Source organism: Streptomyces tibetensis (assembly GCF_007655005.1).
GTDB classification, from domain to species: Bacteria; Actinomycetota; Actinomycetes; order Streptomycetales; family Streptomycetaceae; genus Streptomyces; species Streptomyces tibetensis.
The window spans coordinates 189216-209620 of sequence record NZ_SZVW01000003.1; the positions used below are offsets into that span (position 1 = coordinate 189216).

The following is a 20405-nucleotide window of genomic DNA, read 5'->3' on the forward strand; positions in this document are numbered from 1 at the left end:
CGGATAACCGGTGTCGACGCCGTTCTATGTCTCACCCCAGCAGGCCATGGCCGACCGGGCGGAGTACGCCCGCAAGGGCATCGCCCGTGGTCGCAGCCTGGTCGTGCTGCAGTTCGCCGACGGCATCGTGTTCGTCGGCGAGAACCCGTCCCGTGCGCTGCACAAGTTCAGCGAGATCTACGACCGGATCGGCTTCGCGGCCGCCGGCAAGTACAACGAGTACGAGAACCTGCGGATCGGTGGCGTGCGCTACGCCGACCTGCGGGGCTACACCTACGACCGGGCCGACGTGACCGCCCGGGGCCTGGCCAACGTGTACGCGCAGACGCTGGGCACGATCTTCTCCAGCGCCGCCGAGAAGCCCTACGAGGTGGAGCTGGTCGTCGCCGAGGTCGGGGAGACCCCCGAGGGCGACCAGATCTACCGGCTGCCGCACGACGGCTCCATCGTCGACGAGCACGGCTCGGTCGCGGTGGGCGGCAACGCCGAGCAGATCAGCAGCTATCTGGACCAGCGCCACGAGGAAGGCATGACGCTGGCGGAGGCGCTGAAGCTGGCGGTCCAGGCGCTGTCCCGCGACACCAACGGCAGCGAGCGGGAGATCCCCGCGGAGCGACTGGAAGTCGCCGTGCTGGACCGCACGCGCCCGCAGAAGCGCAAGTTCAAGCGGATCAGCGGACGTCAGCTGTCCCGGCTCCTGGGTGCGGACGCCGGCGCCGCGCAGGAGGCGGCGGCGGAGGACGACGCCGAGTAGCACCGACGAGGTTGCCGCACGCCCCGGTCGCTCTGCGGTCGGGGCGTGCGGTCGTCGTGCCGGTCGCTCTGCGGTCGGGGCGTGCGGTCGTCGTGCCCGTCAACCGGCCCTGGCTGTGGAACCTCGCAGCACCAGCCGCACCGGGATGTCCCCGCTCTCGGGTGCACGGCCCTCCAGTACGGCCAGCAGCGCCCGCATGCCCCGCTCGCCGAACAACTCCGCGTTCAGGTGGACCGTCGTCAGTTCCGGGTCCATGGCCGTGGCCAGGGCCAGGTCGTCGACGCCCGTGACCGACAGGTCGTCCGGGATGCGCAGCCCCAGACGGCGGGCCGCCTTGTAGGTGCCGGCCGCGAGCTGGTCGTCGTCGCAGATCACGGCGGTGGGGCGGTCCCCGGGGGCGGCGAGGGCGGCCTGGGCGGCGGTCACCGCCCCTTCGATGGAGATCGGGGAGCGGGCCGTGCGCACCGTCGTGCCGGGCACCTCGTCCAGCCGCGCCGCCAGTTCCCGCGCGCGTACCTCGAAGGTCCAGGAGGGGACGTCCGCCGCCAGGTGGAGGAAGCGGCGGTGGCCCAGGGACAGCAGGTGCTCCGCGGCCTGCCGGATGCCGTCGGCGATGTCCAGGTTCACCGTCGCCGCCCCCAGGCTGCCGTCCGGGTCGCTGTCCAGCATCACCAGCGGCAGCGCCTCGCCACGGATGGCGGTCAGGGCGTCCGCTGCCATGGACGAGGCGATCACGCCGTCCAGCGCGGACTGCGCGGAGGCGAAGGGGTCCCGGGCCGGGCCGATGCCCTCGGGGGAGGGGTAGAGGACCACGCCGAAGCCGTGCTCGGCGGCGATGCGGGCGGCGCCCGTGTAGACGCCGGCGAAGAACTCCGTGGTGAGGGCCGGGACGACCAGCAGGACCGTGCGGGTGCGTCCCAGGCGCAGGTTGCGGGCGGCCAGGTTCGGGCGGTAGCCCAGGTCGCGGGCGGCCTCCCGGACGCGTTCCGCCGTGGCCTGTGAGACCCGGCCGCGCCACTTGTCGCCGAGGACCAGGGACACGGCCGCCTGGGAGACGCCGGCGGCCTGGGCGACGTCCCGGCTCGTGGGTCGGGTGCTGCCTCGTGCCACCGTCGGCCTGCTCCTTCGTCTGGACTCGTGAACAGCGGACATGGTACGTATGAGATTCGACGTTATACGTAAAACCTAGGGGCGGGACATGGCCACGGGATACCTGGAGATCCTCCGGGCGCGACACGCCGCCCGGCTGCTCGTCGGCACGCTGGTGGGCCGGCTGCCCTGCGCCACGGCCCCCATCGCGATCGTGCTGTTCGTCCGGGCCGAGGGCGGTACCTACAGCCTGGCGGGGGCGCTGGCGGCCGTCTACGGCGTCGCCAACGCCGTCGGGCAGCCCGTGCTGGGCAGGATCGTGGACCTGCGGGGACAGCCGCGTGTGCAGCTGCCCGCGGCCGTCCTCTCCGGACTCGCGATGGCCGGGTTCGCCTTCGCCGGCATCGGGTCGCTGCCGCTCGCGTACGCCGCCGTGGCAGGCGCCGGGCTCTTCACACCGCCCCTGGAGGGCGGGCTGCGGGCACTGTGGCCCTCCGTGCTGCGCAGGGAGGACCAGGTGCACACGGCGTACGCCATGGACGCCGTGGCCCAGGAGGTGATGTTCACCGTCGGGCCGCTGCTCGTGACGCTGTGCGTGTCCCTGTGGTCGACCCAGGCCGCGCTGCTCGTGCTCAACGTGGTCGGCGTGCTGGGGGCGCTGTCCGTGGTGGTCTCGGAGCCCTCGCGCACCTGGCGGTCGGCGCCGCGCGAGGCGCACTGGCTCGGCGCGCTGCGCTCGGCCGGGCTGCTCGCGCTGCTGGCGGCCTTCCTGTTCATCGGGATGGCGCTCGGGTCCATCACCGTCGCCTCGGTGCCCTACGCCGACGAGCACGGCGGGGACGCCGTGTACGGCTGGCTGATGGCCGCCCTGGGCTTCGGCGCACTGGTCGGCGGCACCGTGTACGGCGCCCGGCAGTGGGCCGGTGAGCCCGCTCGGCGACTGCGGGTGCTGGTGGCCCTTCTGGTGGTGTGTTACCTGCCGCTGATGCTGATGCCGGACGCGGTTCCCATGGTCGCGCTGACCGCGCTCGCCGGGGTCTTCCTCGCCCCCGCCATCGCCTGTGCGTTCGTCCTGGTCGACCGGCACGCCCCGCGCGGCACGGTCACCGAGGCGTTCTCCTGGCTGGTGACGACGTTCACCGTGGGCCACTCGGTCGGAACGGGCCTCGCGGGGCCCGTCGTCGAGGCGGGCGGGGCCTTGTGGGGCTTCGCCGTGCCGGCCGTCGCAGGTGGCGTATCCCTGCTGGTTTTGAGCGCCACAGGACGGGTAGTCGCAGCTCCCGGCCAGGGAGCGGTTGTTGCGACCGGTTCGGAAAATGATCCGAACCGTGCCGTCGAACCCCGTTTCAGTTCAGGGGATCGGGCGTAATGTTCCCTCATGGACCGCCGCATTTTCGGGCTGGAGAACGAGTACGGCGTCACGTGCACGTTCAGGGGACAGCGCCGCCTGTCTCCTGACGAGGTGGCGCGGTACCTCTTCCGCCGTGTCGTGTCATGGGGCCGAAGCAGCAACGTCTTTCTGCGAAACGGCGCCCGCCTCTATCTCGACGTGGGATCGCATCCGGAATACGCGACACCGGAATGCGACAACGTGACCGAACTGGTCACCCACGACAAAGCGGGCGAGCGCATTCTCGAAGGACTCCTGGTGGACGCCGAACGACGCCTGCACGAGGAGGGAATCGCGGGCGACGTCTACCTCTTCAAGAACAACACCGACTCGGCGGGCAACTCCTACGGCTGCCATGAGAACTATCTGGTAGCCCGGCACGGGGAGTTCTCCCGACTCGCGGACATTCTCATTCCGTTCCTGGTCACCCGCCAGCTGCTGTGCGGCGCGGGCAAGGTGCTGCAGACACCGCGCGGCGCCGTGTACTGCGTCAGCCAGCGCGCCGAGCACATCTGGGAGGGCGTCTCCTCGGCGACGACCCGTTCCCGGCCCATCATCAACACGCGTGACGAGCCGCACGCGGACGCCGAGCGCTACCGTCGCCTGCACGTCATCGTGGGCGACTCCAACATGTCCGAGACGACCATGCTGCTCAAGGTCGGTGCGACCGACCTGGTGCTGCGCATGATCGAGGCGGGCACGGTGATGCGGGACCTCACCCTGGAGAACCCGATCCGGGCGATCCGCGAGGTCAGCCACGACATCACCGGCCGCCGCAAGGTACGCCTGGCCAGCGGACGCGAGGCCTCCGCCCTGGAGGTGCAGCGCGAGTACTACGAGAAGGCCCTGGACTTCTGCGAGCGCCGGGGCATCCGCACCGGCACCGTCGAGCAGGTCCTGGAGCTGTGGGGCCGCACACTGGACGCGATCGAGTCCGAGGACCTCGACCGCATCGGCACCGAGATCGACTGGGTCATGAAGTACAAGCTCATCGAGCGGTACCGCGCCAAGCACAACATGACCATGTCGCACCCGAGGGTCGCGCAGATAGACCTCGCCTACCACGACATCCACCGCCGTCGTGGCCTGTACTACCTGCTCGAGAAGAAGGGCCAGGCGGCCCGTATCTGCAACGACCTGAAGATCTTCGAGGGCAAGTCCGTCCCGCCGCAGACCACGCGCGCCCGGCTGCGCGGCGACTTCATCCGGCGGGCCCAGGAACAGCGCCGTGACTTCACGGTCGACTGGGTCCACCTCAAGCTCAACGATCAGGCTCAGCGGACCGTGCTGTGCAAGGACCCGTTCCGTTCCGTGGACGACCGGGTGGAAAAGTTGATCGCCGGAATGTGAGCCGCATCCGGCCGTCCGGGAAGCCGGTGCCCGAAGGTTTTCGCCGCCTTCGGGCACCGGCCTTTTCCCGCCGGTTCCGCCCATGAAGGAGCGGCCGGGGCGGTGTCGTGTCGCGCGGTGTGAGGAGTGCGGAGCGGCCACGCCGTAGAGTGGCGGGCATTGCCCCCCACCTCCGATCCCAGTTGGACTGATGAACTACAACACGAAACGACTCGTGGCCGCGCTGCTGGCCGTTCCCGCCCTGTTGTTCACCGCCGCGTGCGGATCGGACGACGGGAACAACGGCGATACGGCGGGAGGCGTCGCCGAGGTCAAGGGGAAAGTCGGGGCGAAGCCCGAGATCTCCGTGCCCAAGGACGGCAAGCCGTCCGACAAGACCGTGGTCAAGACGCTCTCGGCGGGCACCGGAACCCCGATCAAGGGCTCGGACTTCGTCCGCCTGGACTGGACCGTCGAGAAGTGGGGCGGCGACCAGGAGCTCGGCGGCACCTGGGCCGCGGGGTCGACGGGTGACAAGGCGCCGCGGCGGCAGTCCATCGAGCAGATCGGCAAGCAGAGCCAGCAGCTCCCCGCGAAGGTCCTCGACGCGGTGAAGGGCAAGAAGCCCGGCAGCCGTGTCCTGGTGCAGGGCACCGCGGGTGATCTGATCGGCCAGAGCCTGAACACGTCCTCCGGGATCTCCGCGAAGGACGTGCTGATCTGGGTGGTCGACCCGGTCGGTGCCGCGAGCGTCGACGCCAAGGCCGAGGCCAAGGGCGAGCAGGCGCCCTCCGAGCCGGGCATGCCCGAGGTGAAGTCGCCCTCGCAGAAGGCCGCGGTCATCACCGTCCCCAAGGGCGAAAAGGCTCCCAAGGACCTCAAGGAACAGGTGCTGATCAAGGGCGACGGCAAGAAGGTCGAGGCCGGCCAGGGCCTCATCGCCCAGTACACCGGGGTCAAGTGGGAGGACGGCAAGAAGTTCGACTCCTCCTGGGACCACGGCGGTGCCACCGCCTTCCAGATCGGCAACGGCTCCGTGGTGGCAGGCTGGGACAAGGGCCTCGTCGGCAAGCACGTGGGCGACCGCGTGCTGCTGGTGATCCCGCCCTCGCTCGGCTACGGCGCGAGCCCTCAGAGTGAGCTGGCCAAGAACACACTGGTCTTCACGGTGGACATCCTCGGCACGGTCTGACCCGGCCGGTCTGTGAGACTGTCCCCGACGCAGGTCACGTAACAAGGAGAGATGAAGTGAGCATCGACAAGCCCGAGATCGACTTCCCGGGCGGCGAGCCCCCGGCGGACCTCGAGATCAAGGACATCTGGGAGGGCGACGGCCCGGTCGCGCAGGCCGGCCAGACCGTCACCGTGCACTACGTGGGTGTCTCCTTCAGCACCGGCGAGGAGTTCGACGCGAGCTGGAACCGCGGCACCCCGTTCCGCTTCCCGCTGGGCGGCGGCCGGGTCATCAAGGGCTGGGACCAGGGCGTGCAGGGCATGAAGGTCGGCGGCCGCCGCCAGCTGACCATCCCCGCGCACCTCGCCTACGGCAACCAGAGCCCGTCGCCTCTGATCAAGGCCGGCGAGACGCTGATCTTCGTGGTCGACCTGCTCGGGGTCTGAGCAAGCTCCGACAGATTCGATCATGTGGGGCCCATGCCTGTTCGGGCATGGGCCCTCGGCTTTTGCCGTGCCACCGTGTGGCGGTACGGTCATCGCTCGTAAGCACCATAGGGAGGCGAAGCGCGTCGATGGCCATTGCCAAGGCAGAGCGGCTGATGAATCTGGCGCTGTGTCTGCTCGGGACGCGGCGCCCGCTCAGCAAGCGTGAGCTGCGCGACTCCATCGAGGCCTACGTCGAGGCCTTCGGGCCCGGCAACGGCACGACCGGCTCCGATGATTCGTTCAACCGCATGTTCGAGCGAGACAAGGACGACCTGCGCGAACTGGGGCTGGTCATCGAGACCGTCGAGAGCCTCGACGGCGAGATCGGTTACATGGCCCGCCGTGACAGCAACCGCCTCCCGCCCATCACCCTGGACGCCGAGGAGGCCGCCGCCCTCGGGCTGGCCGCCAAGGTGTGGCAGCAGGCCCGGCTGGCCGGAGCGGCCAGCGGTGCCCTGCAGAAGCTGCGCGCGGCCGGGCTCCCCGAGGACGTCGACCCCTACGGGTCGCACGGCGCCCTGGAGCCGCGCATCCCGGTGCACGAGGCCGCGTTCGAGCCGCTGATGCTGGCCTGCCGGGACCGCAGGCCCGTCGCCTTCGACTACCGAAAGGCCACCGCCGCCCACCCGGAGCAGCGGCACGTGGAGCCGTGGGCGCTGGAGTGCTGGCGGGGCCACTGGTACCTGGCGGGCTGGGACCGGGACCGCGGCGCCGAGCGGGTCTTCCGGCTGTCCCGGATCACCGGCAAGGTCCGCTCGCGCGGCGGCCGCTACACCGCCGACGTGCCGGACGTCGTCACCGTCCGGGAGACCGTCGCGAGCTGGGCCGGGGAGGTCGCCGACCGCTCGGCGCGGATCCGGCTGCGCGCGGGGGCGGGCTACCCCCTTCGGGCGAAGGCCACCTCCGTGCGGGAACTCGGCGACGGTTGGGACGAGTTGGAGATTCCGTACGGTCACGGGCTGGATGCCTGGCTGGTGGAGTTTGGGCCGGACGTGGTCGTCCTGGAGCCCGCCGAGCTGCGGGCCGACGTGGTGGACCGGCTGCGGGCCGTGGCCAAGGGCTGAGGGGGAGCGGAAAGACAGTGGCAGGCAAACCGGTCAGGCCCGTGAACGCCATCGACCAGACCCGGCGGATGCTCTCGCTGGTGACGTATCTGAAAGAGCGTCCCGGGGCCCGGGTCGAGGACGTCGCGCGTGCCTTCGGCATCAGCGAGGACGAGCTGGTCTCCGACCTGGACGTGCTGCCCATGTGCGGCACCAGCTTCCGCGGCGGCGACCTGCTCGACATCGACACCGACGGCGAGCGCATCTGGTGGCACAACCCGGCGGCGCTCGCTGCGGAGGCCGCCGAGCCGCTCAGACTCGCCGCCGACGAGGCCACCGCGCTGCTCGTCGCCGCCCGGGCGGTGTCCACGCTTCCCGGCCTGCGCGAGAGCGACCGGCAGGCGCTGCTGCGGGCGACGGCCAAGGTGGAGACCGCGGCCGGCGAGGCGGCGGGTGCCAGCTCGCGCCTGTCGGTGACCTTCGAGTCCGAGGGCGGCGTCTTCGCGGACGTCGACCGCGCGATCGCCGAGCGCCGCCGGCTGTGGATCCGCTACTACTCGCCCGCGCGCGACGAGGTCACCGAGCGGGAGATCGACCCCATCCGCCTGGTCAGCGTCGGGCACACCTATGTCGAGGCCTGGTGCCGCCGCTCCGAGGCGCGCCGCACCTTCCGGCTCGACCGGGTCGCCGAGATCAAGATCCTCGACGAGCCGTCGGCGCCGCCCGAGATCGAGCTGCGCGACCTCTCGGAGGCGCTGGTGCAGCCGGCGGCCGAGGACCCGGAGGTCGTGATCGAGGTCGGGCCCGGTGGCCGCTGGGTCGCGGAGTACTACCCGCACGACAGTGCGGATGAGCTCCCGGACGGTGGGCTGCGTATCACTTTGCGGACCCCCGACCCGGCGTCGCTCCGGCGCCTGGCGCTGCGGCTGGGGCGGGAGGGCCGGATCGTCTCGCCGCCGGAGCTCGCCGACAGTGCCCGGCAGGCGGCCCGGGAGGCACTGGCGGCGTACGACGGGATGGAGGCGGCGCGGACGGCCGGCGTCGCGGAGGACGTGCGCGGACCGCACGCGGTGCGGGTGGTTCCGGACGGGCCGGGCGAAGGACCGGCGTGAGCCACGGACGCCCCTCGGGGTTCTCGGCCGGGCCGTGGCCGGACCGCGACACCGGTCGTACGCCCCGAAGGCGTACGACCCCAGGAAGAGGAGCGAGGGCTTGAGCGAGTCGGTGACGTCCGGTGGTGTCGGGGGCATGACGGTGGAGTCCGCGTTCGCGGGGATGAGAAGCGTGACCCCGGTCGTGTTCCGGGCGGGCTGTCCCGACTGCCGCGAGCACTGTGAGCTCGCCGCTGGCGCGCTGCGTCTGGCCATCGGCGCCACGAGCCGCACCACCTTCTACTCCTTCACCTGCCCGGAGTGCGGCGCGTCCGTCCGCAAGCCCGCGGGGGAGCGGATCGTGGAGCTGCTCACCGGCGGCGGCGTGCGGACCCTGCGGCTGCACTCCACCGTCTAGCGAGTCATCCGGTGGGCCGAGGAATCCGGCTGTTCACAAAGGTCTAGGCTCGACGTCATGTTCTGGCCGATGTTCGCGGTTGCGGTGGGTTTCGTGGGTCTCGTCGTGCTCGGGGTGCTCGGCGTGCGGGTCTTCGTGGAGGCACAGCGCCTGGGCAGGCAGGTCACGGACTCGGCGCGCCGTATCAACCGGGCCGCCGAGGACCTGGAGCGGTCGGCGCAGAGCGCGGCCCGCTCCGTCGACGCTCTGTGAGCTGTCCGGCGGACGGCTGTGAGTTGCGTTTCGGGACACTTCGCCCTGTCACCTCGGCGGTTCGTGCAGGTACTCTGCTGGTCGCGGCCCGGTTAACGAGGCACTGGCCGCGGACGGGAGTACGCACAGGGGATGCAGAGGGATTGCCTCGCGTTTACCCCCGAGCGTTACGATCGCTGCCGACACGACTGGTCGGACATGTGTCCGACCGGTCGGACAGCACCCCACCACAGCCGCCTCGGTGAGAAGGTAAAGACTTATGTTCGGAAGGCTCGGAGCCCCCGAGATCATTCTCATCCTCGTCGTCATCATCCTGCTGTTCGGCGCGAAGAAGCTTCCGGACATGGCTCGGTCGCTCGGCAAGTCCGCCCGCATCCTCAAGAGCGAGGCCAAGGCGATGAAGGACGAGAGCAAGTCGTCCACCACCCCGGCGGGCCCGCCCAACACCGACGAGGCCTCGCAGCGCACCATCCAGGCAGCGCCCGGTGACGTGACCAGCTCGCGCCCGGTCAGCGAGCCCACGGACACGACCAAGCGCTGACGCAGGGCCGGTGACCTCCGGCCCGCCGCACGAGATGGGAACGTGGGTTGCTGAAGTCTGCCCGCAAGCAGGAGAGGGATCCCGAGGGGCGCATGCCCCTCGCGGAGCACCTTCGCGAGCTCCGCAACCGGCTCGCCAAGGCGATGCTGGCGATCGTCGTCGTCACGGTCTTCGCCGCCTTCTTCTACAACGACATCATCAACTTGATCACCAAGCCGATCCTCGACTCGGTCGGCTGTGACAAGACCTTCGCGGAGCTGGCCAGGTCCCAGCCCGGCGCGAAGCCCTGTGCACAGATCACCATCAACGGCCTGCTCACCCCCTTCACGCTGGCGCTGAAGGTCTCCCTGATGGCCGGCGTCGTCCTGGCCTCCCCGGTCTGGCTCTACCAGCTGTGGGCCTTCGTCGCGCCGGGCCTGCACCGGCACGAGAAGAAGTACGCCTACGGTTTCGTCGCCACCGGTGCCCCGCTGTTCATCGTCGGCGCCTACTTCGCGTACACGGTCCTGCCGACCACGGCGAAGGTGCTCCTCGAGTTCACCCCGGGCGGCACGTCCAACCTTCTGCCGCTGGACGACCTGCTCGACCTGGTCATGCGGATGGTGCTGGTCTTCGGCCTCTCCTTCGAGCTGCCCCTGCTGCTGGTCATGCTCAACCTCACCGGGGTACTGACCGGCAAGCGCATGCTCGGCTGGTGGCGCGGCATGATCATGGGCATCACGGTCTTCGCGGCCATCGCCACCCCCAGCACCGACCCGCTGACCATGCTGGCGCTGGCGGCGCCGATCTGGATCCTGTACTTCGCAGCCGTCGCCTTCTCCCTGCTCAATGACCGCCGCAAGGCCCGGCGCGAGGCCCTCGGCCCCGCCGACGACGAGGCCTCCGAACTGGACCTCACCCCCGAGGACATCGGCGAGATCGAGCCCGTGACGACCAGCCGCGCGGCGCTGCCCGAGCAGGCGAGCTCGGAGCGCACGGACCGGGTCAACGGTTATGACGACGTGACCTGAAGATCGGCGGACAGCTCGTAGGGTCGGTCCCGTGACCAGCGAGATCACCCTCTTCGTCAACCCCACCGCGGGCCGCGGCCGGGGCGCCTGCGCGGCGCAGCCGGCCGCTTCCGCGTTGCGGGCGGCCGGCTTCTCGGTCCGGACCGTCCTCGGGGAGGACGCCGCGGACGCCCTCGTCCGCGCGCGTGCGGCCGTCGAGTCCGGCACGGGGGCGTTGATCGCCGTCGGCGGCGACGGGATGGCGGGCCTCGCGCTCCAGGCACTCGCCGGCACCCGCACGCCGCTCGGCCTGGTCGCGGTCGGCACCGGCAACGACTTCGCCCGCGCCCTCGGCCTGCCCGTCCGGGAGCCCGCCGCCGCGGGCCGCATGATCGCCGACGCCCTCAAGTGCGGCCGGATCCGCGACATCGACCTCGGGCAGGTCGGCGACCGCTGGTTCGGCACCGTCCTCGCCTCCGGCTTCGACTCCCGCGTCAACGACCGCGGCAACCGCATGCGATGGCCCACCGGCCGCCTGAAGTACGACCTGGCGATGATCGCCGAACTCGCCGGGTTCCGGCCCGTCCCGTACCGGATCCGGCTCGACGACGGCGAGGCCCGTGAGGTCGAGGCGACCCTCGTGGCCGTCGGCAACGGCTCGTCGTACGGCGGTGGCATGCGGATCTGCCCCGGCGCCGACCTGACCGACGGGCTGTTCGACGTGACGGTGGTCGGCGACTGCAGCCGCAGCACGCTGCTGCGGGTGTTCCCGCGGGTGTACCGGGGGACGCACGTCGAGCATCCGAAGGTGACCGTGCTGCGGGCGACGCGGGTCGAGATCGCCGCCGAGTCAGTCACCGGCTACGCCGACGGGGAGCCGCTCGGCCCGCTGCCGCTGAGCGCGCGCTGCGTGCGCGGGGGCGTGCGGGTCGTCGGCCCCTGAGCTGCGCGGATCCGAGGTCTCACAGAAACGGATCCGGATAATGATCGTCCTGTTGTCAGTGCGGCCCGGTACGCTCGAAAGCACGATGACAGAGGATCTCTCCCCGGCCGAGCGGTACGCGGCAGCCCGCAAGCGCGCTGCCGAGCAGGCCACCGCGCTCGCCTCCTTCCGCGAGATGTACGACTTCGGCCTCGACCCCTTCCAGATCGAGTCCTGCCAGGCGCTCGAGGCGGGAAAGGGCGTGCTCGTCGCCGCGCCCACCGGCTCCGGCAAGACGATCGTCGGCGAGTTCGCCGTCCACCTCGCCCTCCAGCAGGGCAAGAAGTGCTTCTACACGACACCCATCAAGGCCCTGTCGAACCAGAAGTACGCCGACCTGTGCCGCCGCTACGGCACGGACAAGGTGGGCCTGCTGACCGGTGACAACAGCGTCAACTCCGAAGCGCCGGTGGTGGTGATGACCACCGAGGTGCTGAGGAACATGCTGTACGCCGGGTCCCAGACCCTCCTCGGCCTCGGCTACGTGGTGATGGACGAGGTGCACTACCTCTCCGACCGGTTCCGCGGGGCCGTATGGGAGGAAGTGATCATTCACCTCCCCGAGTCGGTCACGCTCGTCTCGCTCTCGGCGACCGTGTCCAACGCCGAGGAGTTCGGCGACTGGCTGGACACGGTCCGCGGGGACACCGAAGTGATCGTCTCCGAGCACCGGCCCGTCCCGCTGTTCCAGCACGTGCTGGCCGGGCGGCGGATGTACGACCTGTTCGAGGAGGGCGAGGGCAACAGGAAGGCCGTCAACCCCGATCTCACGCGCATGGCGCGCATGGAGGCGAGCCGGCCGTCGTACCAGGACCGCCGGCGCGGCCGGTCCATGCGCGAGGCCGACCGTGAGCGCGAGCGCCGCCAGCGGTCCCGGATCTGGACGCCGAGCCGGCCCGAGGTCATCGAGCGGCTCGACGCCGAGGGGCTGTTGCCCGCCATCACCTTCATCTTCAGCCGCGCCGCCTGCGAGGCCGCCGTCCAGCAGTGCCTGTACGCGGGGCTCAGGCTCAACGACGACGAGGCGCGCGAGCGGGTCCGCGCCCTGGTCGAGGAGCGTACGGCGTCCATCCCGAGGGAAGACCTGCACGTCCTCGGCTACTACGAGTGGCTGGAGGGCCTGGAGCGCGGCATCGCGGCCCACCACGCGGGCATGCTGCCGACCTTCAAGGAGGTCGTCGAGGAGCTGTTCGTGCGGAACCTGGTCAAGGCCGTGTTCGCGACCGAGACCCTCGCCCTCGGCATCAACATGCCCGCCCGATCGGTGGTGCTGGAAAAGCTCGTCAAGTGGAACGGCGAGCAGCACGCGGACATCACCGCGGGCGAGTTCACCCAGCTCACGGGCCGGGCCGGGCGGCGTGGCATCGACGTCGAGGGCCACGCCGTGGTGCTCTGGCAGCGCGGCATGAGCCCCGAGCACCTCGCGGGCCTGGCCGGCACGCGCACGTACCCGCTGCGCTCCAGCTTCAAGCCGTCGTACAACATGGCGGTCAACCTGGTCGAGCAGTTCGGGCGGCACCGCTCGCGCGAGTTGCTGGAGACGTCGTTCGCGCAGTTCCAGGCGGACAAGTCGGTGGTCGGCATCTCCCGGCAGGTGCAGCGCAACGAGGAGGGTCTCGAGGGCTACAAGGCCTCCATGACCTGTCACCTCGGCGACTTCGAGGAGTACGCGCGGCTGCGCCGCGAACTGAAGGACCGGGAGAACGAGATCGCCCGGCAGGGCGTGGCGCAGCGGCGTGCGGAGGCCGCCGTCGCGCTGGAGAAGCTGAAGCCCGGTGACGTCATCCACGTCCCCACCGGCAAGTACGCGGGCCTGGCGCTGGTGCTGGACCCGGGCCTGCCGGCGGGCCGTTCGAACGGTCACCGCGGCTTCGAGCACCACGACGGGCCGCGCCCGCTGGTGCTGACCGCCGAGCGGCAGGTGAAGCGGTTGGCCTCGATGGACTTCCCGGTGCCGGTCGAGCCGCTGGAGCGGATGCGGATCCCGAAGTCCTTCAACCCCCGCTCCCCGCAGTCCCGTCGGGACCTCGCGTCCGCGCTGCGCACCAAGGCCGGGCACATCCCGGCCGACAAGCACCGCAAGCGGCGCTCCCAGGCGGCCGACGACCGCGAGATCTCCCGGCTGCGGACCGCGCTGCGTGCGCACCCCTGCCACGGTTGCAACGACCGTGAGGATCACGCCCGTTGGGCCGAGCGGTACCACCGGCTGCTGCGTGACACCTCACAGCTGGAGCGGCGGATCGAGGGCCGTACGAACACGATCGCCCGGACGTTCGACCGCATCGTGGCGCTGCTGACCGAGCTGGACTATCTGCGCGCCGACGAGGTCACCGAGCACGGCAGGCGGCTCGCGCGGCTGTACGGCGAGCTGGACCTGCTCGCCAGCGAGTGCCTGCGCGAGGGTGTCTGGGAGGGCCTCGGCCCGGCGGAACTGGCCGCCTGCGTCTCGGCGTTGGTGTACGAGTCACGTGTCGCCGATGACGCCATGGCCCCGAAGGTGCCGTCCGGGAAGGCCAAGGCCGCGCTGGGCGAGATGGTGCGGATCTGGGGGCGGCTGGACGCGCTGGAGGAGGAGTTCCGCATCACCCAGACCGAGGGGGTCGGGCAGCGCGAGCCGGATCTCGGCTTCGCCTGGGCCGCGTACGAGTGGGCCTCCGGGAAGGGGCTCGACGAGGTGCTGCGTGAGGCGGAGATGCCGGCGGGGGACTTCGTGCGGTGGTGCAAGCAGGTCATCGACGTGCTCGGGCAGATCGCGGCGGCGGCTCCGCAGGGGTCTTCCGTGGTGAAGAACGCCCGTAAGGCCGTGGATCTGTTGCTGCGGGGAGTGGTCGCCTACTCGTCGGTGGGGTGATCGTTTGCTGCGCGGGTGCCGGCTCGTCGTGGTTGCTCGCGCAGTTCCCCGCGCCCCTTGAGAGCGTCGTACTGAAGCCCATTCACCCATCACGGTGAGTGGGCTTTCGTATGCCTGTTCGCCACTACGCGCAGTATTCGAACGATGTCGCAGCGTGTAAATGACCGAGCGTACTATCCCTTCGCGTCCGGTTTCCGGCAGTCGCTGAATATGACACAGCGATGATCCGGTCGGACTAAGCTCGCCCGCAGCGCACCGTCTTGAGATGAATTCGTGCGCTTGTTCCCCAATGTGTGGAAGATCCCGACAGCTTCATGACATACCCCCCTGCAAGTCCCCCCGAACCTCAGTCGACTCCTGTCAGAAGGCCCACATGGTGAGTGTTCAATCCCCGCCCGGTCGTCGTGAACTCCCCTACGCGCGCGTGCTGTTGCTCCCGGCCATAGTCATGGCCGCGGCAACCGGAGCCGCCGTCGCGCTGGTGACGGAGCCGGCCCGGGGCGCCGTCGGCTGGTGCGGCGGCATCGCCACCGCGCTGGTGCTCGCGACGGCGGCCGAGGCGGTGCGCCGCGGCCGTGCGCTGCGCAACCAGCGTGCCGAGCACGCCCGGTACAGCGCACACCTGGAACAGCGGATCGCGGCCCACGAGAACGAGCTGGTCCGCTTCTCGAGGGAGATCATCCCCGCCGCGCTCGACCTGCTGCGGACCGGAGAATCCCCCAGGGAGGTGATCCGCAAGCTCGGTCTCGCCGACCCGGCGTTCCGTGACCTGCCGGAACCGCAGGCGGAGACGCTGCTGAGGGTGCTCAAGATCGTCGACTACGAAGTGACGATGCGCGACGCCGCCGCGCGCTCCTTCGTCAGTGTCGCCCGCCGCGTCCAGGCGATCATCCACCAGCAGGCCGAAGAACTCCGGGAGATGGAGGAGGACCACGGCCGCAACCCCGAGGTCTTCGACGACCTCCTGCGCATCGACCACGGCAACGCCCTGATCGGCCGCCTGGCCGACTCCGTCTCCGTCCTCGGCGGCGGCCGCCCCGGACGGCAGTGGCCCGCTCCGGTGTCCCTGTACAGCACCCTGCGCGGCGCCATGTCCCGCATCCTGGAGTACCGCCGCATCCAGCTGTCCTCCATCGCGAAGATCAGCGTCAAGGGCATCTACGTCGAGCCGGTCATCCACGCCGCCGCCGAGCTCCTCGACAACGCCACGCGCTACTCGCCGCCGCAGACCAAGGTGCACGTCACCGCCACCGAGGTGCAGACCGGCGTCTGCATCGAGATCGAGGACGGCGGTGTCAACCTCAACGAGGAGGCACGCGCCCGCATCGAGGGCATGCTGGAGGCCGCCAAGGCGGGCGTGGACCTCCAGGACATCGGCGAGCACCCGCGCCTCGGCCTCGCGGTCGTGGGCCGTCTGTGCACGGCGTACAACATGCAGGTCTCGCTGCGCGCCTCCGCGTACGGCGGCGTCCGCGCCATCCTCATCGTGCCGAGCGAGATGGTCACCCACGAGCCCGGCGTCGGACTCGCCCACGGCATCGGTGCCACCGGCATCCCGATGACGGTCGGCATCCCCGAGGGCCCCAAGCGCGCGCCCAAGCGGCGCCGCCCCACCAGCCCGAAGATCCCCGCCACGGTCTCCCTGGAGGACGACGACGTCCCCGAGGTCACCGAGTGGACCGCGAACGGCCTGCCGCAGCGCCGCAGCAAGGTGAAGATGCCGCTCGCCGAGCGCCTCGCCCAGCAGGCCGCCAACGAGAAGGCGGACCGGGAAGCGGCCGAACGGGGCGAGTACAACCCCTGGGCGGCCACGCAGGAGCCCGAGACCAAGCCCTTGCGCGACATGTCGGCGCCCGACGCCCCCGGCAAGGGCCTGGAGGCCTTCTGGGAGGGGCTCAAGCAGGGCATCGAGCCCGGCACCCACCCGACCGACTTCATCCGGAACCCGCACAAGTACCTGCACCTGATCAACGACCCGGCCCCGACCGAGGCCGACGACGAGGGGGACCTCAAGTGATCCAGCAGCGAGGCAACTTCGACTGGATGCTCAAGCAACTCGCCGACGGCGTGCCGGGCATCGAGATGATCGTGGTGCTCTCGGCCGACGGTCTGCGCATCGCCCGCTACGGCGGCGAGCCGGACGCGGCCGACCGGGTCGCCGCGGCCTGCGCCGGCCTGCAGTCCCTCGCGGGCAGCGTGTGTCAGGAACTCACCGTGGGCGACGGCGAGATGAAGCTCGTCATGATCGAGATCGACCAGGGTTACTTCTACCTCATGGACGCCGGTGCCAACGCCTTCCTCGCGGTGCTCTCCGACGTCCGGTGCGAACCCGGCCGGATGAGCGCCATGATGCGCGACCTGGTCGTCCGGATCGGTGGCCATCTCACCAGTCCGCCCCGGCGGAACGGGCAGATCGTATGACGCCTCCGCAACGCCAGAGGCGCGACCTCGTCCCGGAGCCGCCCACGCCCCAGGCGGGCGAGGACAAACCCGGGAACCCGGAGCGGATGTACGTGGTGGCCGGCCCGGACGGTGAACGGGCCGAGCTCGACCTGGTGACGTTGATCGTGGCGCGTGCCACGGACCCGCCGCCCTCCGCCTCTCCCGAGCAGGCGGCGCTGCTCCGGCTCTGCGCCGCCCCCCTGTCCGTGGCCGAGCTGTCGGCCTACCTCCACCTGCCGTTCAGCGCGATGGGCGTACTGCTCACCGAGCTGCTGACGGCGGATCTGGTACAGGCGCGCGCCCCGATCGTCCGCAAGGCGCGCTCCGACCGTTCCCTCCTCGAAGCGGTGATGAATGGACTTCAACGGCTCTGACACCATCCCGGGCCCCCGGGCCGAGGACCAGCTGCCCCACACGGCACAGGCCGCGGCCAAGATCGTGATCGTGGGTGGCTTCGGCGTCGGCAAGACGACCATGGTCGGCTCGGTCAGCGAGATCACACCGCTGACCACCGAGGAGACCATGACGCAGGCCGGCATCGGTGTCGACGACAACTTCGGCTCCGCGTCCAAGACGGCCACCACCGTCGCCATGGACTTCGGCCGGATCAGCATCACCGACCAGCTCGTGCTGTACCTCTTCGGCACGCCCGGCCAGCAGCGCTTCTGGTTCCTGTGGAACGGCCTGTTCGAGGGCGCGCTCGGCGCGGTGGTGCTGGTCGACACCCGGCGGCTGGAGGTCAGCTTCGACGTCATGGGGCGCCTGGAGGAACGCGGCGTACCGTTCGTGGTCGCCATCAACTCCTTCCCCGACGCCCCCCGTTACGCCATCGAGGAGCTGCGCACCGCCCTCGACCTCACGCCGGACATCCCGATCATGGAGTGCGACGCGCGGCGCCGGGCCTCCAGCCGCGACGTGCTGATGACCCTCATGCGCTTCCTGCACTCGCTCGCCATGACGGGCTCCCGCGCCTGACCCGTGTCACCCATTGCCACACCTTCCCCCCAGACCCCTGGAACCACCTCAGTTTCGGAGCGATCACTGTGACGCCTGAATCCCACGCCCCGACCAGCACGGACGACCTCCCGACCGGCCCGCCCCCCGGCTGCCCCGCGCACGGCCTCGGGCCCGGGGGACTGCACCGACTGCACGAGGCGGAGGACCTGGGAGCGCTGTACGAGCAACTGCGGGACCAGCACGGTCCCGTGGCGCCCGTGCTGCTCCACGACGACGTGCCGATGTGGATCGTCCTCGGCCACGGCGAGAACCTGCACATGGTGCGCTCGCCCTCGCAGTTCTGCCGGGACAGCCGTATCTGGACCCCGCTCAGGGAGGGCCTCGTCAAGCCCGACCACCCGCTGATGCCGCACATCGCCTGGCAGCCCATCGCCTCGCACGCCGAGGGCGACGAGCACAAGCGGCTGCGCGGCGCGGTCATGGGAGCCATCTCCACCATCGACTTCCGCAGCCTGCGCCGCTACATCAACCGCAGCACGCAGGTGATCGTCAACCGGTTCTGCGAGGCGGGTGAGGCGGACCTCGTCGGCCAGTTCACCGAGCACCTGCCGATGGCGGTGATGTGCGAGATCCTCGGCATGCCCGACGAGTACAGCGACCGGCTCGTCGAGGCGGCCCGCGACGCCCTCAAGGGCACCGACACCTCGCTCGCCAGCCACTCCTTCGTCATGGACGCCCTGAGCCGGCTCACCGCCATCCGCCGAGCCCGGCCGGAGGAGGATCTCGCAAGCTACCTGATCACGCACCCGGCCCGGCTGAGCGACGACGAGGTCCGCGAGCACCTGCGCCTGGTGCTCTTCGCCGCCTACGAGGCCACCACCAACCTGCTGTCCAACGTGCTGCTCACGGTGCTGATCGACCCGCGTTTCCGGGCCCAGCTCAACGGCGGCCAGATGACGGTGCCGGAGGCGGTGGAACAGTCCCTGTGGAACGAGCCGCCGTTCAGCACGGTCTTCGCGTACTTCGCCAAGCAGGAGACCGAGCTGGGCGGGCAGCGCATCCGCCGAGGTGACGGACTGCTCTTCGCGCCGCTGCCGGCCAACGTAGACCCGCGGGTGCGGCCGGACCTGAAGGCCAGCATGCAGGGCAACCGTTCCCACCTCGCCTTCGGCGGCGGCCCGCACGAGTGCCCAGGGCAGGACATCGGCCGCTCCATCGCCGACGTGGGCGTCGACGCGCTGCTGATGCGGCTGCCGGACGTCGAACTCGACTGCGACAAGGAGGAGCTGCGCTGGACGGCGTCCATCGCGTCCCGGCACCTGGTGGAACTGCCGGTGCAGTTCGCGCCCAGGCCGCCGCAGGACGTGCAGGAGGTGCCGAACCACAAGCCGGTCGCCGCGCAGCGCTCGGACTGGCAGATCGGCATCACGCAGCCGCAGGTCGGCGCACCGGGCGTGGCGCAGTCGCAGCCGGTCGCCGCGCAGCCCCAGCCGGCCCAGGTGCAGCCCCAGCCTCAGCCCCAGCCGGTGCCCGTTCCTGTGCAGCCGACCGTCGCGGAAGCACCCCGCCGCCGGGGCGTCTGGCAGCGGTTGCTGAGCTGGTGGCGCGGCTACTGACCGTCTGACGGGCCGTCGTACGACCCGGCGGCCCACCGGTCGTACGACGTCCAGGCCGCGAGCGTCCGGCCGCTGCGGAACCGGTGCTCCTCGCCCGTGACCGGGTCGGTGAACTCCAGCGACCGCGCCAGCAGTTGCAGCGGCCGGCGGAAGTCGCCGGCCGGCACGGGGGCGGTCACCTCCGGGTAGAGCGGGTCGCCGAGGATCGGCACACCCAGCGCGGTCATGTGGACGCGCAGCTGGTGCGTCTGCCCGGTGGCGGGCGCGAGCCGGTACCGGGCGAGCCCGCCGGGGCCGCCGCCCTGCCCGCCGGGCCGGTCGCGGTGCTCGACGAGCTCGACACGGCTCACGGCGTTGGGCTCGCCCGGGACCTCCCGGGCGGTGAGCACTCCGCGCTCCTTCACGATCCGGCTGCGAACCGTCCGGGGCAGGACGAGGCCGGCGTCGAAGGGGGCCACGGCCTCGTACTCCTTGCGGACCCGGCGGTCACGGAACAGCGTCTGGTACGCGCCGCGTTCCTCGGGGCGCACGGTGAACAGCACCAGCCCCGCCGTGAGCCGGTCCAGCCGGTGCGCGGCGCTGAGCGCCGGGAGGTCCAGCTCGCGGCGGAGCCGGGCCAGCGCGGTCTCGGCGACATGGCCGCCGCGCGGAGTGGTGGCGAGGAAGTGGGGCTTGTCGGCCACGACGATGTGCTCGTCCCGGTGCACGACCTTCAGCGGGAAGGGCACCGGCACCTCGTCGGGCAGGTCCCGGTGGAACCACACGAACATCCCGGGCTCGAAGGGGGCGTCCGCCGCGACGGGCCGTCCGTCCGCCCCGACGATCCGGCCCGCGTCGAACATGCCCTCGACGACTCCGGCGCCCGCCCCCGAGAGCCGCTCCACGAGATGTTCGCGCACCGTCCCCCAGGTCCCCGTGGCGGGCAGCCGCACCCGCACCGGATCCACGCCGTGGCGCTGCGGCAGGGGAGAGGGCGGGATGCGGGTCTTGCGTCTCATC

Annotated in this window: 20 protein-coding genes; 18 read left to right on the forward strand and 2 right to left on the reverse strand. The window is 70.8% G+C overall.

Annotation, left to right across the window (positions count from 1 at the left end):
• Nucleotides 1-10: 10 nt before the first annotated feature.
• Nucleotides 11-754, forward strand: coding sequence for a proteasome subunit alpha (gene prcA / locus FDO69_RS05725; RefSeq protein WP_104778653.1), 744 nt, complete (start codon nucleotides 11-13; stop codon nucleotides 752-754).
• Nucleotides 755-853: 99 nt separating this feature from the next.
• Here prcA and FDO69_RS05730 read toward each other — a convergent pair whose 3' ends face one another.
• A complete protein-coding gene (locus tag FDO69_RS05730) occupies nucleotides 854-1906 on the reverse strand; it encodes a LacI family DNA-binding transcriptional regulator (RefSeq protein ID WP_104778654.1) in 1053 nt (350 codons plus the stop codon).
• Nucleotides 1907-1952: 46 nt separating this feature from the next.
• On the opposite strand from FDO69_RS05730, the gene FDO69_RS05735 reads away from it, so the two are divergent.
• From FDO69_RS05735 to FDO69_RS05820, 17 genes are all read left to right on the forward strand, one after another.
• Nucleotides 1953-3212, forward strand: a complete 1260-nt coding sequence (locus tag FDO69_RS05735; protein ID WP_104778655.1) for an MFS transporter — start codon at nucleotides 1953-1955, stop codon at nucleotides 3210-3212.
• Nucleotides 3213-3221: 9 nt separating this feature from the next.
• On the forward strand, nucleotides 3222-4583 hold the full coding sequence (gene pafA, locus FDO69_RS05740) for a Pup--protein ligase (RefSeq protein WP_104778656.1): 1362 nt from the start codon (nucleotides 3222-3224) through the stop codon (nucleotides 4581-4583).
• A 190-nt stretch (nucleotides 4584-4773) separates the two neighbouring features.
• Nucleotides 4774-5754: an FKBP-type peptidyl-prolyl cis-trans isomerase gene (locus tag FDO69_RS05745; protein WP_104778657.1), complete on the forward strand. Its 981-nt coding sequence runs from the start codon at nucleotides 4774-4776 to the stop codon at nucleotides 5752-5754.
• A gap of 56 nt (nucleotides 5755-5810) precedes the next feature.
• Nucleotides 5811-6182, forward strand: a complete 372-nt coding sequence (locus FDO69_RS05750; RefSeq protein WP_030848632.1) for an FKBP-type peptidyl-prolyl cis-trans isomerase — start codon at nucleotides 5811-5813, stop codon at nucleotides 6180-6182.
• Between the two features lie 128 nt (nucleotides 6183-6310).
• Nucleotides 6311-7288 carry a helix-turn-helix transcriptional regulator gene (locus FDO69_RS05755; protein ID WP_104778658.1) on the forward strand — a complete coding sequence of 326 codons (978 nt, stop codon included), beginning with the start codon at nucleotides 6311-6313 and terminating at the stop codon, nucleotides 7286-7288.
• Nucleotides 7289-7305: 17 nt separating this feature from the next.
• Nucleotides 7306-8379, forward strand: coding sequence for a helix-turn-helix transcriptional regulator (locus FDO69_RS05760; protein WP_234387852.1), 1074 nt, complete (start codon nucleotides 7306-7308; stop codon nucleotides 8377-8379).
• A gap of 100 nt (nucleotides 8380-8479) precedes the next feature.
• Complete coding sequence (locus FDO69_RS05765) at nucleotides 8480-8776, forward strand: hypothetical protein (RefSeq protein ID WP_104778660.1); 297 nt, start codon at nucleotides 8480-8482, stop codon at nucleotides 8774-8776.
• 57 nt (nucleotides 8777-8833) lie between these two features.
• Entirely contained in the window at nucleotides 8834-9028 is a 195-nt protein-coding gene (locus FDO69_RS05770; RefSeq protein ID WP_104778661.1) for a hypothetical protein, read from the forward strand.
• Between the two features lie 259 nt (nucleotides 9029-9287).
• On the forward strand, nucleotides 9288-9569 hold the full coding sequence (tatA, locus tag FDO69_RS05775) for a Sec-independent protein translocase subunit TatA (protein ID WP_104778662.1): 282 nt from the start codon (nucleotides 9288-9290) through the stop codon (nucleotides 9567-9569).
• A 47-nt stretch (nucleotides 9570-9616) separates the two neighbouring features.
• Complete coding sequence (tatC, locus tag FDO69_RS05780) at nucleotides 9617-10579, forward strand: twin-arginine translocase subunit TatC (RefSeq protein WP_104778663.1); 963 nt, start codon at nucleotides 9617-9619, stop codon at nucleotides 10577-10579.
• A 31-nt stretch (nucleotides 10580-10610) separates the two neighbouring features.
• On the forward strand, nucleotides 10611-11501 hold the full coding sequence (locus tag FDO69_RS05785) for a diacylglycerol kinase (protein WP_104778664.1): 891 nt from the start codon (nucleotides 10611-10613) through the stop codon (nucleotides 11499-11501).
• A 40-nt stretch (nucleotides 11502-11541) separates the two neighbouring features.
• Nucleotides 11542-14391, forward strand: a complete 2850-nt coding sequence (locus FDO69_RS05790) for a DEAD/DEAH box helicase (RefSeq protein ID WP_104778665.1) — start codon at nucleotides 11542-11544, stop codon at nucleotides 14389-14391.
• 373 nt (nucleotides 14392-14764) lie between these two features.
• Nucleotides 14765-16408: a sensor histidine kinase gene (locus tag FDO69_RS05800; RefSeq protein ID WP_104778666.1), complete on the forward strand. Its 1644-nt coding sequence runs from the start codon at nucleotides 14765-14767 to the stop codon at nucleotides 16406-16408.
• The gene (locus FDO69_RS05805; RefSeq protein WP_104778667.1) at nucleotides 16405-16812 is read left to right on the forward strand and encodes a roadblock/LC7 domain-containing protein; all 408 of its coding nucleotides are present in this window, start codon (nucleotides 16405-16407) and stop codon (nucleotides 16810-16812) included. The genes FDO69_RS05800 and FDO69_RS05805 overlap by 4 nt, the downstream gene beginning before the upstream one ends.
• The gene (locus FDO69_RS05810; RefSeq protein ID WP_104778668.1) at nucleotides 16809-17207 is read left to right on the forward strand and encodes a DUF742 domain-containing protein; all 399 of its coding nucleotides are present in this window, start codon (nucleotides 16809-16811) and stop codon (nucleotides 17205-17207) included. Before FDO69_RS05805 ends, FDO69_RS05810 begins: the two co-directional genes overlap by 4 nt.
• Entirely contained in the window at nucleotides 17188-17808 is a 621-nt protein-coding gene (locus tag FDO69_RS05815; protein WP_104778669.1) for a GTP-binding protein, read from the forward strand. Before FDO69_RS05810 ends, FDO69_RS05815 begins: the two co-directional genes overlap by 20 nt.
• Before the next feature lie 68 nt (nucleotides 17809-17876).
• A complete protein-coding gene (locus FDO69_RS05820; RefSeq protein ID WP_104778670.1) occupies nucleotides 17877-19406 on the forward strand; it encodes a cytochrome P450 in 1530 nt (509 codons plus the stop codon).
• On the opposite strand, the gene FDO69_RS05825 is transcribed toward FDO69_RS05820, so the two are convergent.
• Nucleotides 19400-20404: an RluA family pseudouridine synthase gene (locus FDO69_RS05825; protein WP_104778671.1), complete on the reverse strand. Its 1005-nt coding sequence runs from the start codon at nucleotides 20402-20404 to the stop codon at nucleotides 19400-19402. The genes FDO69_RS05820 and FDO69_RS05825 overlap by 7 nt on opposite strands.
• Nucleotide 20405: the final 1 nt, after the last annotated feature.

Excerpts from the sequence above, each read along its gene's own strand:
- FDO69_RS05730 (WP_104778654.1), bottom strand. The coding sequence starts at position 1,906 with ATGTCCGCTGTTCACGAGTCCAGACGAAGGAGCAGGCCGACGGTGGCA.
- FDO69_RS05735 (WP_104778655.1), top strand. The coding sequence starts at position 1,953 with ATGGCCACGGGATACCTGGAGATCCTCCGGGCGCGACACGCCGCCCGG.
- pafA (WP_104778656.1), top strand. The coding sequence starts at position 3,222 with ATGGACCGCCGCATTTTCGGGCTGGAGAACGAGTACGGCGTCACGTGC.
- FDO69_RS05745 (WP_104778657.1), top strand. The coding sequence starts at position 4,774 with ATGAACTACAACACGAAACGACTCGTGGCCGCGCTGCTGGCCGTTCCC.
- FDO69_RS05755 (WP_104778658.1), top strand. The coding sequence starts at position 6,311 with ATGGCCATTGCCAAGGCAGAGCGGCTGATGAATCTGGCGCTGTGTCTG.
- FDO69_RS05770 (WP_104778661.1), top strand. The coding sequence starts at position 8,834 with ATGTTCTGGCCGATGTTCGCGGTTGCGGTGGGTTTCGTGGGTCTCGTC.
- tatA (WP_104778662.1), top strand. The coding sequence starts at position 9,288 with ATGTTCGGAAGGCTCGGAGCCCCCGAGATCATTCTCATCCTCGTCGTC.
- FDO69_RS05790 (WP_104778665.1), top strand. The coding sequence starts at position 11,542 with ATGATCGTCCTGTTGTCAGTGCGGCCCGGTACGCTCGAAAGCACGATG.
- FDO69_RS05800 (WP_104778666.1), top strand. The coding sequence starts at position 14,765 with ATGGTGAGTGTTCAATCCCCGCCCGGTCGTCGTGAACTCCCCTACGCG.
- FDO69_RS05810 (WP_104778668.1), top strand. The coding sequence starts at position 16,809 with ATGACGCCTCCGCAACGCCAGAGGCGCGACCTCGTCCCGGAGCCGCCC.
- FDO69_RS05815 (WP_104778669.1), top strand. The coding sequence starts at position 17,188 with ATGGACTTCAACGGCTCTGACACCATCCCGGGCCCCCGGGCCGAGGAC.
- FDO69_RS05825 (WP_104778671.1), bottom strand. The coding sequence starts at position 20,404 with ATGAGACGCAAGACCCGCATCCCGCCCTCTCCCCTGCCGCAGCGCCAC.